Here is a 16,090-nt window from a genome sequence, read left to right as displayed (position 1 = left end):
CATCCCGTGCTGCCTTAGGGTAGGGGGATGCTCTCTTCCTATATAACAAAGTTGGATCGATTAAAGGGAGGGCATTACCCATGATTCTCGAAGTTGCTATGTTACAAGTTAAACCAGGTTTGTCAGAATCATTCGAGGAAAGCTTTCGTGAGGCATCTAAGATTATATCGAACATAAAAGGTTATGTTCATCATGAGCTGCAGAAATGTCTGGAAGAGGAGAATAAATATGTACTGCTCGTGCGATGGGAGACAATTGAAGATCATACGATAGGATTCCGGGGATCGGAAGAATATTTGGCATGGAAAGCCTTATTGCATCATTACTATGACCCCTTCCCTGTCGTTGAACATTTTGTCTCTGTGATTCCTGGTACATAAAATTGTGCAAAAAACAATACATTTTGTCAGAACATATGATCTTATCAATGGTGGTAAAAAGTGGTACAATGAGGGCATAAAGACTCTTGGTGGCTACGATGTTTACGACTAGATCATCTTCGACTCACAGTCCACCACGAGAATGCTTCGATGGTGGGTTGTGTTGTGTACATTGGAGGGGAAATGATGCTGCAACAACTATTGATCGTCTCGCTGCTCACGATGATAATTCATACCTCGGAGACGTTATCCTATGCTGTACGATTTGCGGGTGTTCGAACAGGAAAGCTAGCAGTATCGCTAACCCTATCGGGTATGATTGTGCTCGTCGCCCGAACCTCCAACATGCTGCAAGGCGTTATGGTCGGGAAGATGATAGACTATGCCAAGCTCAACGCAGGATTTCCTCTTGAGAAATATTTCCGTCTGATTATCGGTTCGGCGTCGATTGGCACGGTGCTCGCCATGCTGTTATTTCCTTCTGTCGTATTTCTTGCAGGTCGTATGATATCACACTTAGAGGTGTCTGGTTCGATTCCGAAGCTGCTCACGAGTGTATCGCTGGACAAGCTGAAGCATGCCCGGACCCATCTCCGTAGACCCACATTGAAAATGCTGAGAGCCTTGCGAATCTATAATGTTCCCAAAAGGCTGCTCCTATTGAACTGTGTCGTTACGTCGATCTATACCGTTGGGGTGTTAGCTGCGTTATATGCCTCTTTCGTGGCAGTATCTGGTATCGCTGCATCGCAGTCCTCGGGACTGATTAATGGGATTGCGACGATCATTATGACCGTGCTAATTGATCCGCAGATTGCGCTCATGACCGATCGAGCACTTCGTAATGAAGCAGATCAGGATCGGCTTGGCAAGGTGTATGGACTCATGATGATGTCTCGTTTTGTGGGTACATTGCTGGGGCAAGTGATCTTCATGCCTGCTGTCGTATGGATCGAATGGATGACGGCACGGATATAGACTATTTTATGAGGAAGAAAGTGAGGCAGAGGAAATGGAGAATTCCGTATGGATCAAGCAAGCAGGGGTAGAGGATGTCCCTCATTTAGCTCTATTATTTAATCAATACCGGATGTTCTACGGTCAGTCGTCAAATTTGGATGGCGCAGCAACCTTTCTAGAGGAGCGGATTACGCACAAGGAATCTACGGCATTCATCGCGTATTCATCACCAGAAGATCGCCGTGGTCTTGGCTTCGTTCAGTTATATCCTTCGTTCTCTTCCGTTTCCATGCAGCGATTGTGGATCTTGAACGATCTCTTCGTAACGTCTGAAGCAAGGAAGCAGCGTGTTGGACGTCAACTCATGGATATGGCCTATCGCTTTGCACTTGAATCAAGCGCGAAAGGACTGACCTTGTCCACTGCACATGACAATAAGATAGCTCAGCGCCTCTACGAATCACTTGGATACGAACGAGATGAACATTTCTATACATATGAGCTTTATTTCAAGGGCTAGCGCGCTATTAGGGAGAAGTTGTTCCATGGCGCCATGTTAAGGTCTTATGATTCATATTTTATCAGATCGTGTAATCGTATATAATGGGGGTTCGAAGAAGTTTCGTAATCCTACCTATAATGGAGTGAATGATCATGTTAGAACACATCAAACATCGACTTAATGAGGAAGAAATTCGTGAACTGATTGGTTACTCCGTTTTCCCTGATCCTGACCGGATAGAGCAAGCCGTTGCACGCTACCAACAAGAGGATCAGTCTCAGTTGTACGGCGCGGTTGAAGAGGATGAAGTGATAGGGATTGTCGGTTTTACGATGGATGAAGATCATAATCTCATCTTGCAGCATATCGCGGTTCGACCTGAGAATCGGGAACAGGGTTACGGACGCAGCATCATGTTGGAGTTGATTGGGCTCACGAATCCGAAGTCGATTGTTGCTGAGACGGATGAAAATGCAGCAGATTTCTATCGTAATATTGGTTTTACTGTATTTAGTCTGGGAGAGAAGTATCCTGGAGTAGAGCGGTTCCGCTGTGAGTATATAACGGAAGAAGATTAGTACAGGGAAAATGAACATGGAAGCAGCTTGGGCATAGAAATCCTTTCTCCATCCAGATTCGGGCGAAGTGAAACTTGCGACGAACTTAGGAATATATGTGCATGGCACGGCAAGCATCACACCGCCCACATTACGACTTTGCGAGAGCGTATGGGCTGGTCTTAGTGTTACGATTTACGAGTGACCAGATGATGGTCTTGGGCGAGCGAAGATTGGGTACCGAGCAGACAGATGGACACCAACACAACAAGAGATACGCGAAGCTTGGAAGCGAAAATTCTCATTGTTCTAACCTCCTGTAACAGGTTTGGATGAACCATGCATGCTTGGGAATCGTTCTGCGACTCAATTAGGACCGGCATTAAGACATGTTCAGGAATATCGTGTGTTTTGGGGTAAATATCCCCGTATCATGACTGTATCAGATAAGGCTTTTCTTATACAACAGGCAGAGGCAAGAAATTAGGAATTTCATCCTACAAGTGAGCAATAAGGGCAGTTTTCTGGCGTTTGACGCATCCAAGAAAACTGTCCTTTTTTCCAAATAAATACACATTTGATTTTTATTTTGGATTATAATAAATGCACTTAACAGGCATAGGTGGTGGCTTGAATGAATTGGGAACAACAGCTGACGCAATGGATTTCGCAGGACCGGGATGTGATCGATGCCCTTCGCTTTGTCCGGGCGCTCAAAATGAATGAAGGTGCGATCGCAGCAGGGTTCATTCGCAATTACGTCTGGGATCGGCTTCATGGATTTGGTGCGCGTACACCGCTCAATGACGTGGATGTCATTTATTATGATGCAAGTTCGAAGTCAGAGGAGAGGGATCGAAGATTCGAGAAGGAACTCATGAAGCAGATGCCGCAATATCAATGGTCTGTGAAGAATCAGGCGCGCATGCATCTACGTAATCATCACGCGCCATATCACTCGATCGCAGATGCGATGCTGCGGTGGCCTGAGACGGCTACGGCTGTCGCGGTTCGTATCAATGACCAAGATCGGATTGAGATTGTTGCCCCTCACGGACTGGATGATTTATTTCAATTATTGGTACGGCGTGGACCCTATTTTGAAGATGTGGATTATTTCCTGCAGCGTGTTGAGTCGAAAAATTGGCGTTACTTATGGCCGAAGATAGAAGTGATAACACATGTAAGAGAAGAGGATACGGCATCGAAGACGATCCATATTCGACAACTTCAAAAGACAGACGTGGAAGCCTTTACAGATCTACGTCTCGAAGGATTACGCCTCTATCCGGAATACTTTGGCGAAAGTCTGGAAGAGGCGATGAAAAACCCAATGGAGAAAATTCGATCGAAAATCGTGAGTACTTCAGATCGATTCGTGCTTGGTGCGTGGACGGAAGAGCAAGAATTGGTAGGAGTGATCGGATTTTACCGGGAATCTGGTGTGAAGTTCCGTCACAAAGGCGTGATCTGGGGCATGTATGTGACACCTTCCGAACAAGGTCATGGCATTGGAAGAACATTACTGCAGCAGTCCATTGTACATGCACGTAACATTGTCGGACTAGAGCAATTAAACTTATCGATTGTTACAACCAATCAGACGGCAAGACGTCTTTATGAGCAAGCAGGGTTTCAGGTGTACGGTCAAGAGGCGCGTGCGATGCGATGGAACGACCTGTATTGGGATGAAGACTATATGTGTTTGCAATTATAAGAATTTAGAGATTGTGGATGGAGGGGAAGTCATTGATTAGAGCAGTGGTGTTTGATTTTGATGGATTAACTTTGGATACGGAAACCCCGTGGTACGAATCGCTTCAGCAAGTGTATGCGAAGTATGGTATTTCATTTCCAGAAGAATTGTTCAACAATGCGATCGGAGCTAGTCATGAGGCTTTCAATCCTTACCGTTATTTGGCTGATCAACTGCAAGGGCAACCGGATGAAAGGGAGCTTCGAACAGAAGTACACGAATTATTCTTATCCAAAATGGAGAAGCAGAAGCTTCGCGAAGGTGTCCTGGATTACCTGATCGCGGCGAAGCGTGCCGGTCTCAAGATCGGACTTGCATCGAGTTCACCACGGGCATGGGTAGAGAGTTACTTGAAGAAATACGAGATTTACGACTACTATGAATGCACCTGTACCGCTGACGACGTAGAACAAGTGAAGCCAGATCCCGCATTATATCGCCTTGCCCTGAAGCAGCTAGGGGTTGAAGGACATGAAACGATCGCCTTCGAAGATTCAGTCAATGGGTTAACGGCTGCCAAAGCAGCGGGATTATACGGCGTAGCGGTTCCCAATGCACTTACCCATCGTTTGTCGTTTACAATCCAGGACGTGATGCTCATGTCGATGGCGGATCTACCGCTTGAGGTACTGATACAGCGGATTGAGGAACTCGATCGCAGCAGACAGCAAGTCATAAGTGGAGGTGCTGCTGATGCTGAGCATGGAAGAATTATTTAGGAACTTGCCCCGGCTGGAGACAGAACGGTTGATCCTTCGTAAAATGCGGAGAAGCGATGCGCGGGATTTATTCGCATATGCCTCCAATGCAGAAGTAACACGTTATACGATGTGGAATACACACCGAACGCTGCGTGATTCGGAGCTTTTTCTTGATGCGATTGAACAACGCTACCGGGAGGGGCAGGTGACGAACTGGGGGATCGAATATAAACCCAATGGCAAATTCATTGGGACGTGTGGATTCGTCTATTGGGCGCCGGAACATCAACGTGCAGAGATTGGTTATGCATTATCGGCAGAATACTGGAATCAAGGGATTATGAGTGAGGCTGCGCGTGCGGTCCTTCAATTCGGATTTCAGAAGATGGATTTGAATCGTCTAGAAGCACGCTGTAATCTGGAGAATATTGGTTCGGAGCGGGTGATGCAGAAGGTTGGAATGACCTACGAAGGTGTGATTCGTGAGCAGCTCTTCATCCGAGGTCGGTTCGAGAGCGTCAAGCTGTACTCGATTCTGCGTAACGAGGTTCCTGTCGCAATTGGAAGTAACTAGCAACCCACTCCGAAAGATCGTATAATTAAGTTGTATAAGGAACATATTTCGATAAGGGAGAGATGGAAATGTATGATGTAATTATTATTGGCGGCGGTACGGCAGGCGGAAGTGCAGCGATTTTCGCAGCAAAAGCAGGGAAATCTACGTTGATTATTGATAGCAATCAGAGTATGACGAAGCGTGCATGGATGCTGAACCATTACGGCATCAAGGAAATATCAGGACCAGATCTCATTGCCCAAGGCCTTGAGCAGGCTGCAAGCTTTGGCGCGGAATATGTAGAAGCGAAAGTAACGAATGTGACAACGACAGAAGAAGGAATTCAAGTACATACCGATGGCGGTGACTATACGGGGAAGCATGTTCTGCTTGCAACAGGCGCGTTGACAGACCTCGCGAATCATATCGGTCTTGAATTAAAAGAAGGCCGTGAGCCGCGTATTAAGACAGTTATAGCGGTAGATGCTGACGGACGGACGAGCCAAGCGAACATTTGGGCAGCGGGTACGGTAGCAGGTACAAGTGTCCATACGATTATTACATCGGGTGACGGCGCTAAGGTTGCGATTAACATTATTAGTGAATTGAACGGCGAACGTTATGTGGATCACGATGTCTTGAAATCTTAATCCTATGAATCGATTGCGAGATTAGGAAAATTCCTAGTATTGAACTCGTGTCATGATGTCAGTATAATGAGACGGATACGTAGTACATCATGATGACGGGAGAATCACGAATCTATGACGATCAAAATCATTACAGATGGCAGCTCAGATCTTACACAGGAGCTCTCAGAACAGTACAACATTTCATTAGTACCGCTGTGCGTCCAATTTGGACATGAACAGTTCAAATCCAATATGGACTCAGAATTGTTCTATGCCAAGATGCAAGCGTCCGAAGAGCTTCCGAAGACATCGAGTCCTTCGCCGATGGCGTTTCTAACCCAATTTAAGGCGGCGGATCCGAAACAGCCCATTCTTGTATTGACGTTATCTTCCGTCTTAAGTAGTACTTACCAGCATGCATTAATGGCGAAAGAGATGTATCGTGATGAAGGCTTCACAGGTGAATTGGAAGTGATCGATGTGAAGACGACATCCATGGGTCTCGGATTAATTGCGATTCGCGCGTCCGAATGGGCACATACGATGGCATTTGAGGCGCTGCTTACACGAATTCAAGCACTTATTACATCCTCGCATACTTTATTTACTTTAGATACATTGGAAAATGTCATTCGCGGGGGGCGTATGAGCCGCCTGGCAGGGAAGGTTGCATCGGTTCTGAATATAAAATTGCTGATGCAGGCGAGTGAAGAGGGAGCGGTCGAGGTCGTAGAGAAACTTCGCGGGACGCAAAAAACAATGAAGCATTTGATGGAAAAGGTAGGGGAAACTTGGCATCATGCCGATAAATCCTGGATTGCATGCGCCCATTCGAATTGTGAAGAGCGGGCCAAAGCCTTCATGAAGGATTTGGTGAGCAAATATCCATTCGATAAAGTGATTATTACGAATATGGGCCCAGTCATCGGAACGTATGCGGGTGAAGGCGGTATTCTCGTAAGTTATTCTTCATAGTGCATTGATCTAACATGCGGAGATCTATCCGCATGTTTTTTATTTCATTCGGAACAAAGCTTTCTCCAATTCCCACTGTGAAACATGTTGCACGGGGCATGGGGGGTTGTTATGATAAAGGAATAAGGTATGAATCGGTTGAAAAATCGAAATAAATAGAATGAGCTATGCAAGATGGAATGAGGTTGTGTCGATGGATAAGAAGGAATTGCAAGTTCGTAATATAGATGCATTCGAGAAGTCGAGTGCCACCTTGGACAATCGAATAATGAAGAATACTCTAGCGGAACAGCAGAAGAATCTGATTCTATCCGTGATTTTATCTTTACCTCTCTTATGGGTGATGATCTCACGTTTTGCCTGGATGACGAACATGTATGTTCCTTCGTTCTTACTTAATCCGTGGGTACAATTTATTCTTGCAACCCCGGTGCAGTTCTGGATTGGCCGTTCCTTCTATGTGGGCGCTTGTCAAGCACTGCGACGTGGGATTGCGAATCTAGATGTGCTCGTCGTGTTAAGTACGACATCCGCATACGTTTACAGCCTAGTTGCCATGATCAAATGGACGAATCAATATTACTATATGCCTGGCGTCTATTTTGAGACAAGTGCTCTATTGATTACGTTGGTACTCATTGGGAAGCTGCTCGAGTCTCTAGCGAAAGGGCAGACTTCTGCGGCAGTGAAGGCCTTGATGCGTTTAAGACCCCATTCAGCGACGATTATGCGGGACGGTCAGCCCGTCAATGTTACGATTGAAGATGTCCAAGTGAATGATATTCTGCTCGTTCAACCGAAAGAACAGATTCCTGTAGATGGTACGATTGTGGAAGGCGCATCGTTCATCGATGAATCGATGTTAACTGGAGAAAAGAGCCTTGTCTCCAAACAAAGCGGTGATCGTGTCTTTGGTGCAACGATTAATGATGAATCGAGCTTCTATCTGAGAGCAGATCGAATCGGTGGACAGACCGTACTGTCCCGCATGATTAAAGTGGTGGAGGAGGCGCAGCAATCGAAAGCGCCGATTCAGCGGGTTGCGGATTCTGTTGCGAGTGTATTCGTGCCTATTGTGGTTATGATTGCTATCATCACGTTTGGTTTATGGTATATGGTCTTCCAGGCTGGAGATCTTGCGGCTGCGCTTGAAGCGGGAATATCGGTATTGGTTATTGCTTGTCCTTGTGCACTTGGCCTGGCTACCCCTGCATCCATTATGGTTGGCTCTGGTCGTGCAGCGGAAGTTGGTGTTCTATTCAAAGGCGGCGAGTTCCTCGAATCCACGCATGAAGTCGACACGATTGTGTTAGATAAGCGGGGGACGATTACGAAGGGACTTCCTACGCTGACAGAGGTAGCGCTCGAGCCTAATCTTGATCAAATTCAAAGCGGACTGAATGCGGAAATGCTGCTGCGTTGGATTGGGCTTGCTGAACGCAGTTCTGCTCATCCGATTGCTGCTGCTATTGTTCGAGGGATCGAAGAACGAGGTATAAGCCTCGCAGACGATACGATTAAGATAGAATATCTCGAGTCTTATGCAGGTTATGGGATACGTGCTGTTGTCGATGGGCATGACCTTGTGATCGGTACCAGAAGATTGCTCAGTCAATATCATATTGGCTTCAGTGTCGCAGAGCCTAAGCTGGCTGCACTAGAATCATCGGGCAGAACAGCAATACTCGCAGCGGTTGACGGAACTTATGTAGGTACACTTATGGTATCGGATGAGGTGAAAGAAACGACGGCGTCTGCCATTGCACGATTGAAGCAAATGGGGATTGAAGTGGTCCTCATGACAGGAGATCACCGTCGGACGGCGAACGCCATTGCGCATGAGGTTGGGATTGTTCATGTCCTTGCGGAAGTGCATCCCGATGAGAAAGCAGAAGCCATTCGAACGTTACAGACGGAAGGACATCAGGTCGCTATGGTAGGTGACGTATCCAATAATGGAGCTGCACTAGCCGCTTCAGATATCGGTATTTCGATTGGACCGAGCTTGGATGTGGCGATGGATGCAGGGGATGTCACCATTATGCGAGAAGATTTGAACTCGATTGCAGATGCCATACTGATTAGCAATAAGACGATGAACAATATGAAATTAAATCTGTTCTTAGCGCTCGTGTATAATACGATTGCGATTCCTATCGCGGCTTTCGGCTTGCTAGAGCCTTGGATTGTTGGAGCAGCGATGGCGCTAAGTTCTATATCGGTTGTGTTGAATGCTTTACGATTACAGAAGGCGAAATGGTAGTAATTTCTTAATTTGGGACTTTTGAACGAGTGATATCATTTTGTAATCGCTTTGATACCCTTTTTCGTACAAACTGTATCATAATAGAATGGTTAGATTATGTGCGGAAAGAGAGTGTCGACGATGAATTCAAAGAAACTAATCCTCGGAATTTACGCATTGATGTTAAGTTTATTCATCATATCGTGTTCTACAACAGATCATCTCGATTCCGAAGCCCAGGTACTAAAGAGTACGCAGGTGAACACGGTTCCTACGATTGCTATTGGTATTAATGGTGGAAATATCGTTCCGAATCTTACGAAATCCATTTTAAGTAAGTATAAAGAGGGGATCACATTGCGGCAGCTTCTTGAGGGCAGTGGTGTCATCAAATTAACTGCAGATGGTAAAGATATCGTATCTGTGAACGAAGTCGCCTTGGATTCGCGGCTCCATTGGGGAATTCTACTCAATGGTAACCCGCTGACAAGCGGAAAACGGATGGATATGGTCATCAAAGAAGACGATATTCTAGAGATCGTAGTGAAAGAAACGAAAACGAAATAAATCACGTTGATTTTCATACACTTTTCACATCATTTTTCGATAATCCTCACATGATTGGGCGCTAATATTAGGTTATACCCAATCGAGAGGAGAGTTACAAAATGATTAATTTGAAAAAAACCGTTGTAACATTTTTGACAGCTGCACTGATGGTGGTTAGCGCTGGTACAGCAGCCTTTGCTGCAGATGCACCAACGACAGCGAAGAAAGTAGATACGAAGGCAGCAGCAAAGGTAGAGACAAAAACGGCAGCAACGAAAGCTGTGAAGGTTACTAAACCAGCACCTGCTCCTAAAAAAGCGAAAACGGTGAAAGTCGTTAAAAAAGCCGTTAAATCGAAACATAAAGCTGCGACGCTTAAAAAACATGTATCAAAACATAAAAAACATCATCACAAAGCCATTAAAAAAGCTAAAACAACAACGGCAAAAGCAAAAACAACGACGAGTAGCAAGAAGTAAGCAATTGATCCATAAAGGCGGGAGGACGGAGTCTTCCCGTCTTTCTTGCTTTCTGCTAGAGTGAAAGGAAGACGAAGGGGGAGCATGTGGTGTCACATATATTTGTTGTTGATGACGATCCGAATATTTTACAACTCATTTCAGAGTATCTGCGTAAGGATGGGTTTCAAGTGACATCCTTCCCTGATGGTCACGAACTTGTGGACCGAATTCGTTCAGAGGCGCCGGACTGTCTGATTCTAGATATTATGATGCCAGGCGTGAATGGGTTGTCACTTCTTACAACGATTCGTACATTCACGGAGATGCCGATTATTATGATTTCAGCACGCGGGGAGGAAGAGGATCGGATCATTGGTCTGGAGCTGGGGTGTAATGATTTCCTTCGTAAGCCGTTTCATCCCCGTGAACTTGTTGGGCGTGTGAAAGGTATGCTGCGTCTCGTTCAAATGCATAAATCTGTGGACGCATCGACGTCAGAACATGGAACGTATCTAACGGTTGGGAATATGAAGGTCAGTGAGGAGCTTCGCCGTGTTGAGGTGGAGGGGATGGAGATATCCTTCACTTCTCGTGAGTATGATTTGCTCGTATTCCTAGCGACTCATATGGAGCGTCCATTCAGTCGAGAACAGCTGATTCAGCAGGTCTGGAAATATGATTTCTTGGGCGAAGTCCGCGTTGTTGACGATCTTGTTAAGCGGCTTCGTAAGAAGTTGGGCGACGCAGGAGCAATGTTTCATATTGATACGTTGTGGGGTTTTGGCTATAAGGCGACGGTGAAAAGCTGATGCGTACGATTCGAGGTCGAATTTTTATTGCGCTCATTATTGTCATGATTTTCTCCGTCTTCACGTCCGTCTATATGGTAGATCGGCTCGTCGATGGTATGTTAATGGACCAAGCAAGGAACCAGTTGCGTATTCAGATGGAGAAAGGGATTCAAATTATTGAAGGCGGCGATCCCGAGGATTTAAGCACAGATGATTTGGAATTGCGCTTTCGGGATCGGATGTACTATGCTGATTTTTTTATCCTTAACAAAGAAGATAAGATCATAGCTGCAGGAGATGATGAAATGATTGGTCGAACTGCGCATATTTCGATGGCGCGACAGGATCATTTCTTCGAGCTGAACCAAGAGAAAATGATGTATACGCATCAAAATCTAAAAAATGGGCTGCGCATCATTGTCTATACACCAATGGATATTTTGAATCAAGTTTCAGATCGAATTCTCCATATCTCGATAAGATCGGTCATTATCAGCTTCGTCGTCATCTTCATCGTCGGCTTATGGCTAGTCTGGAATACGACGAGACCGCTTATGAAGCTTAAAGAGGCGGTGAGCCGATTTGAACCATCGTATCGAGGCGCACGGATGCCGAAGGGAGACGACACGGAAATTGGACAGTTAATGAATACATTCCACACGATGTCCGAACGTATTAGGCTGCATCATCAGCAGCAGACAGAATTCCTCCAGAACATATCGCATGAACTTCGTACGCCTTTAATGTCTATTCAGGGATATGCGGAGGCGATTAAAGATCAGGTGGTGTCCGTAGAAAAAGGGGTAGAGGTCGTATCGACGGAATCCAAACGGCTGATTCAATTGGTCGATAAGCTGCTGCAGCTTACAAGACTAGAGACCTTAGACGAAGTATGGAAAATGACGCATGTGGATTTGAAAGAGTTGATTGAGCAGGCTGTGCAGTTATTGGGACCTGCTGCTAGTGAACGTCAGGTTAAGATCGAAACACATGCTGCTGCGATGGAGCTCTCTATACCAGCGGAGCAAATTTTTCAGCTGACCATTAATTTTCTGCAAAATGCGGTTCGCTACGCAGCGACGGAAGTGGAAGTAACACTGGAACAGACGCCAAGTGGGTTTTGTATCATCGTTGATGATGATGGTCCAGGGGTGCCCATCGCAGAGCGGCAATCTGTCTTCGAACGGAATTATATCGGTGAAGCGGGAGTAACGGGAATTGGGCTCGCGATTTGCAAGCATATTGCAGATAAGCTGCAGACGAAGGTCGAATGTCTGGAATCACCGAATGGTGGTGCGAGGTTTACATTTGAATATAAGATAAAATAAAGACCACCTATGCTTTCTGACTAGGCGGTCTTTATTATTAAATGCGGCATATCGATAATGGGCATTTCTCACAATGACAAATTTCCTGCAGCTGCGCAACATCTTTAATGACGATGAGTCCGCCTTCGTATTCGATGGCATCTTTCTTACGCAAGTCGCTAAGCATCCGGTTTACACTTTCACGTGTCGCACCGATCATATTGGATAAGTCCGTATGTGTTACTTTCTTGTTGATAATCGTGTGTTCTCCGTGCGGTTCACCATAAGAATTACTTAGTCGAATAAGCGTAGAGCATAAGGCGCCAGGCTTGCCATAGAGCATGAGGTCACGGAATTTCGTCTGCGTGAGCCGATGATGCTGTCCCATCCATTTCATGAACTCAATGGAGAAGTCGCAATGTTGGCAGAGGAGAAGCTCAAGATCTTTCTGCTCCACGATACCAATTTCTGTCTCTTCCATCACTTCAGCCGTGAAGCTGTGTTTGCCTTGGTTGAAGGGATCGACATTTCCGACTAAGTCCCCGGCTTGGTACATATACATAATGAGCTCTTTGCCCTCATCAGTCGATTTTGTGATTTTGACTCGGCCTTTGCTAATATAGAACAGTTTGTCGGTTGGATCGCCCTCCCAGAATAGATGGGATCCCTCTGGAAAAATTCGTTCTTTCATTACGACAGATAACCGATTGAAGTTCGTGTCCGAGAATACGCTTGTATTACCTGTTCTTTCTACATCGGTTGGAGATAGAAGTGTCATAATATCATTTCCTTCCTCTGATATGCACTTTTTTAGTTGTTAAAATCTATGATGTGCATTTCTTCACAAACTTATTTTATCACGTTTTGGATCACATCATAACGTTAATTTTTAAGTAAATTTGAATATTCAGTAAACATTGTGGTAAAAATCACTGACGAATAGTAAGCGAACATTGAAAAAAGAGTTAATGTGATGTCTTTCACAATATGTTCACACTTTGTGAATAATTTCACGTAGAAAATCGGGAAATAATATGTTATGATCAATTTGTAAGCGGAATTGTAAAATATATGTAGTTTAAATGGAGGATGGAGAACCATGGCAGTGAAAGATACAAAAGTAGAAAATACTGTACCTACTGTGCAAGAACACATCAATTCCCTCGTAATGAACGCGAAAGCAGCGCTTGACGAGTTCATGGGATTTAACCAGGAGCAGATCGATTCCATCGTTCAGGCAATGGCGCTCGCAGGACTGGATCAGCATATGGCACTTGCCAAAATGGCCGTGGAAGAAACAGGACGTGGCGTATACGAAGACAAAATTACGAAGAACATCTTTGCTACAGAGTACATTTACCACAGTATTAAATATGATAAAACGGTTGGCGTGATCGAAGACAACTCATTCGATAATTTCCAGAAGATTGCTGAACCTGTTGGGATTGTGATGGGGATTACACCAGTAACCAACCCGACATCCACAACGATGTTCAAAGCACTTATTTCGATTAAAACACGTAACCCGATCATTTTTGGATTCCATCCATCCGCTCAGAAATGCAGCGTTGAAGCCGCTCGTATTCTACGTGATGCAGCAGTCGCTCATGGCGCACCGAAAAATTGTATTCAATGGATCGAGTTCCCTTCCATGGAAGCAACAGATTCGTTGATGCATCACCCAGATGTTGCGCTTATCTTAGCAACTGGCGGATCAGGTATGGTGAAGGCAGCATACAGCTGTGGCAAACCAGCACTTGGCGTTGGACCGGGCAACGTGCCAGCGTTTATCGAGAAAACAGCGAATATTGAACAAGCAGTTACCGATCTTATTCTCTCCAAAACATTCGATAACGGCATGATCTGTGCTTCGGAGCAAGCCGTGATCATTGAAGAGCCGATTTATAATAAAGTGAAGAAAATCATGACAGACAATGGATGTTACTTCTTATCCAAAGAAGAAACAGCGAAATTAACAGGCAGTGCGATGAAAGGCGACAAATGTGCGGTAAATCCCGTCATTGTTGGACAGCCGGCAACGAAAATTGCAGAGATGGCTGGTATAAAGGTTCCTGAGGGGACTAAAATTTTGATCGCTGAGCTTGAAGGTGTAGGTACGCAATATCCATTATCAGCTGAAAAATTAAGTCCAGTTCTTGCTTGCTACAAGGTAAAAGATGCTCAAGCAGGTATCGATCGCGCAGCAGAAATTGTTGCATTCGGCGGTATGGGCCACTCGTCAGCGATCCATTCGAACGACCAAGATGTGATTGCACGATTCGCGGATCGTCTACAGACAGGCCGGATTATTGTTAACTCTCCATCGACCCATGGAGCAATCGGGGATATCTATAATACGAACATGCCATCGCTCACGCTTGGTTGTGGATCTTACGGACGCAACTCGACATCCTCGAACGTTACAGCAGTCAATCTCATTAACGTGAAAAGGGTGGCGCATCGTACCGTGAATATGCAATGGTTCAAAGTACCGGATAAAATTTATTTTGAAAAAGGAAGTACACAATACCTTGAGAAAATGCCGGATATTAGCCGCGTCTTAATCGTAACGGATCCAATGATGGTGAAGCTTGGCTATGTTGATAAAGTAGAACATTATTTGCGTAAACGCCAAACTCCAGTTGCGATTGAGATCTTCTCGGATGTTGAGCCGGATCCATCGACAGAAACGGTTGAACGCGGAACAGCGCTCATGAACAGTTTCCAACCAGATTGCATTATCGCACTTGGTGGTGGATCGCCGATGGATGCTGCGAAAGGCATGTGGCTATTCTATGAATACCCTGATACCGACTTCGACGATTTGAAACAGAAGTTCATGGATATCCGCAAACGGATCTACAAATACCCACGTCTCGGACAAAAAGCGAAATTCGTTGCGATTCCGACGACTTCCGGTACAGGTTCAGAAGTAACATCGTTCGCGGTTATTACGGATAAAGAAAAAGGCAATACGAAGTATCCTTTGGCAGACTACGAGTTAACACCAGACGTAGCGATTGTCGATCCTGAGTTCGTATACTCATTGCCTAAAGTAGCTGTTGCTGATACAGGCATGGACGTATTGACACACGCGATTGAAGCTTACGTATCCGTAATGGCGAGTGATTTTACCGATGGTCTTGCGATCAAAGCGATCCAGCTGGTATTCCAATACTTGGAGAAATCCGCCAACGAAGCTTGCCCAACTGCGCGTGAGAAAATGCATAATGCTTCGACGATTGCAGGGATGGCCTTCGCGAATGCATTCTTAGGCATTAACCACAGCTTGGCGCATAAATGGGGCGGTCAATACCATACAGCACATGGACGTACAAATGCGATCTTGATGCCGCATGTCATCCGTTATAATGCGAAGAAACCGACGAAGTTCTCGTCGTTCCCGAAATATAACCATTTCGTAGCGGATGAGCGCTACGCAGAAATCGCGCGTATTCTAGGATTGCCAGCGAAGACGACGGAAGAAGGCGTCAATAGCTTGGTCAAAGCAATCCGTGATCTGAACAGAAAATTAGGCATTCCTGAATCGTTCCAAGCGATTGGTTTCGATGCGAAGGATTTTGAATCGCGTGTTGATTATTTGGCAGATCGTGCATTCGAAGATCAATGTACAACAGCCAATCCGAAATTGCCGCTTGTAACCGAGCTAGCAGATGTCTATCGCAATGCCTTCTACGGTAAATTTGAATAAAGTTTT

Annotated in this window: 16 protein-coding genes and 1 pseudogene; 16 read left to right on the top strand and 1 reads right to left on the bottom strand. The window is 45.3% G+C overall.

Annotation, left to right across the window (positions count from 1 at the left end; all coding sequences use genetic code 11):
* Positions 1-80 precede the first annotated feature (80 nt).
* The 15 genes and pseudogenes from AC3WU2_RS12315 (at position 81) to AC3WU2_RS12245 (ending at position 12,393) form a co-directional block, all read left to right on the top strand.
* Complete coding sequence (locus tag AC3WU2_RS12315) at positions 81-380, top strand: antibiotic biosynthesis monooxygenase family protein (RefSeq protein ID WP_492454422.1); 300 nt, start codon at positions 81-83, stop codon at positions 378-380.
* A gap of 186 nt (positions 381-566) precedes the next feature.
* Positions 567-1,358: a lipid II flippase Amj family protein gene (locus tag AC3WU2_RS12310; protein WP_379348915.1), complete on the top strand. Its 792-nt coding sequence runs from the start codon at positions 567-569 to the stop codon at positions 1,356-1,358.
* A 34-nt stretch (positions 1,359-1,392) separates the two neighbouring features.
* Positions 1,393-1,860: a GNAT family N-acetyltransferase gene (locus AC3WU2_RS12305; protein ID WP_492454420.1), complete on the top strand. Its 468-nt coding sequence runs from the start codon at positions 1,393-1,395 to the stop codon at positions 1,858-1,860.
* 134 nt (positions 1,861-1,994) lie between these two features.
* On the top strand, positions 1,995-2,420 hold the full coding sequence (locus tag AC3WU2_RS12300; RefSeq protein WP_492454418.1) for a GNAT family N-acetyltransferase: 426 nt from the start codon (positions 1,995-1,997) through the stop codon (positions 2,418-2,420).
* Between the two features lie 37 nt (positions 2,421-2,457).
* A pseudogene (locus tag AC3WU2_RS12295) lies at positions 2,458-2,585 on the top strand (metal-dependent hydrolase); the annotation flags it as partial.
* Positions 2,586-3,033: 448 nt separating this feature from the next.
* Positions 3,034-4,116 (top strand): nucleotidyltransferase family protein, encoded by a 1,083-nt coding sequence (locus AC3WU2_RS12290; protein ID WP_492454416.1) that lies wholly within the window; start codon positions 3,034-3,036, stop codon positions 4,114-4,116.
* Positions 4,117-4,148: 32 nt separating this feature from the next.
* Entirely contained in the window at positions 4,149-4,874 is a 726-nt protein-coding gene (locus AC3WU2_RS12285; protein ID WP_492454414.1) for an HAD family hydrolase, read from the top strand.
* Positions 4,849-5,430, top strand: a complete 582-nt coding sequence (locus AC3WU2_RS12280; protein ID WP_492454412.1) for a GNAT family N-acetyltransferase — start codon at positions 4,849-4,851, stop codon at positions 5,428-5,430. Before AC3WU2_RS12285 ends, AC3WU2_RS12280 begins: the two co-directional genes overlap by 26 nt.
* 68 nt (positions 5,431-5,498) lie before the next feature.
* A complete protein-coding gene (locus tag AC3WU2_RS12275; RefSeq protein ID WP_314585209.1) occupies positions 5,499-6,062 on the top strand; it encodes an FAD-dependent oxidoreductase in 564 nt (187 codons plus the stop codon).
* Positions 6,063-6,176: 114 nt separating this feature from the next.
* Positions 6,177-7,019 (top strand): DegV family protein, encoded by an 843-nt coding sequence (locus AC3WU2_RS12270; RefSeq protein ID WP_492454409.1) that lies wholly within the window; start codon positions 6,177-6,179, stop codon positions 7,017-7,019.
* 193 nt (positions 7,020-7,212) lie between these two features.
* Entirely contained in the window at positions 7,213-9,282 is a 2,070-nt protein-coding gene (locus tag AC3WU2_RS12265; RefSeq protein ID WP_492454407.1) for a copper-translocating P-type ATPase, read from the top strand.
* 123 nt (positions 9,283-9,405) lie between these two features.
* Entirely contained in the window at positions 9,406-9,831 is a 426-nt protein-coding gene (locus tag AC3WU2_RS12260; protein WP_018755082.1) for a hypothetical protein, read from the top strand.
* A 101-nt stretch (positions 9,832-9,932) separates the two neighbouring features.
* Complete coding sequence (locus tag AC3WU2_RS12255; RefSeq protein ID WP_492454404.1) at positions 9,933-10,292, top strand: hypothetical protein; 360 nt, start codon at positions 9,933-9,935, stop codon at positions 10,290-10,292.
* A gap of 89 nt (positions 10,293-10,381) precedes the next feature.
* Positions 10,382-11,083, top strand: coding sequence for a response regulator transcription factor (locus tag AC3WU2_RS12250; RefSeq protein ID WP_492454402.1), 702 nt, complete (start codon positions 10,382-10,384; stop codon positions 11,081-11,083).
* Positions 11,083-12,393, top strand: a complete 1,311-nt coding sequence (locus AC3WU2_RS12245; protein WP_492454400.1) for a HAMP domain-containing sensor histidine kinase — start codon at positions 11,083-11,085, stop codon at positions 12,391-12,393. Before AC3WU2_RS12250 ends, AC3WU2_RS12245 begins: the two co-directional genes overlap by 1 nt.
* 37 nt (positions 12,394-12,430) lie before the next feature.
* On the opposite strand, the gene AC3WU2_RS12240 is transcribed toward AC3WU2_RS12245, so the two are convergent.
* The gene (locus AC3WU2_RS12240) at positions 12,431-13,150 is read right to left on the bottom strand and encodes a Crp/Fnr family transcriptional regulator (RefSeq protein ID WP_018755086.1); all 720 of its coding nucleotides are present in this window, start codon (positions 13,148-13,150) and stop codon (positions 12,431-12,433) included.
* Between the two features lie 321 nt (positions 13,151-13,471).
* On the opposite strand from AC3WU2_RS12240, the gene adhE reads away from it, so the two are divergent.
* A complete protein-coding gene (adhE, locus tag AC3WU2_RS12235) occupies positions 13,472-16,084 on the top strand; it encodes a bifunctional acetaldehyde-CoA/alcohol dehydrogenase (protein ID WP_492454397.1) in 2,613 nt (870 codons plus the stop codon).
* Positions 16,085-16,090 lie beyond the last annotated feature (6 nt).

The organism is Paenibacillus sp. EB106-05-06-XG162, assembly GCF_058791655.1.
Note: the sequence above shows the minus strand (reverse complement) of the source record. Positions and strands in the feature narration are given on the sequence as shown.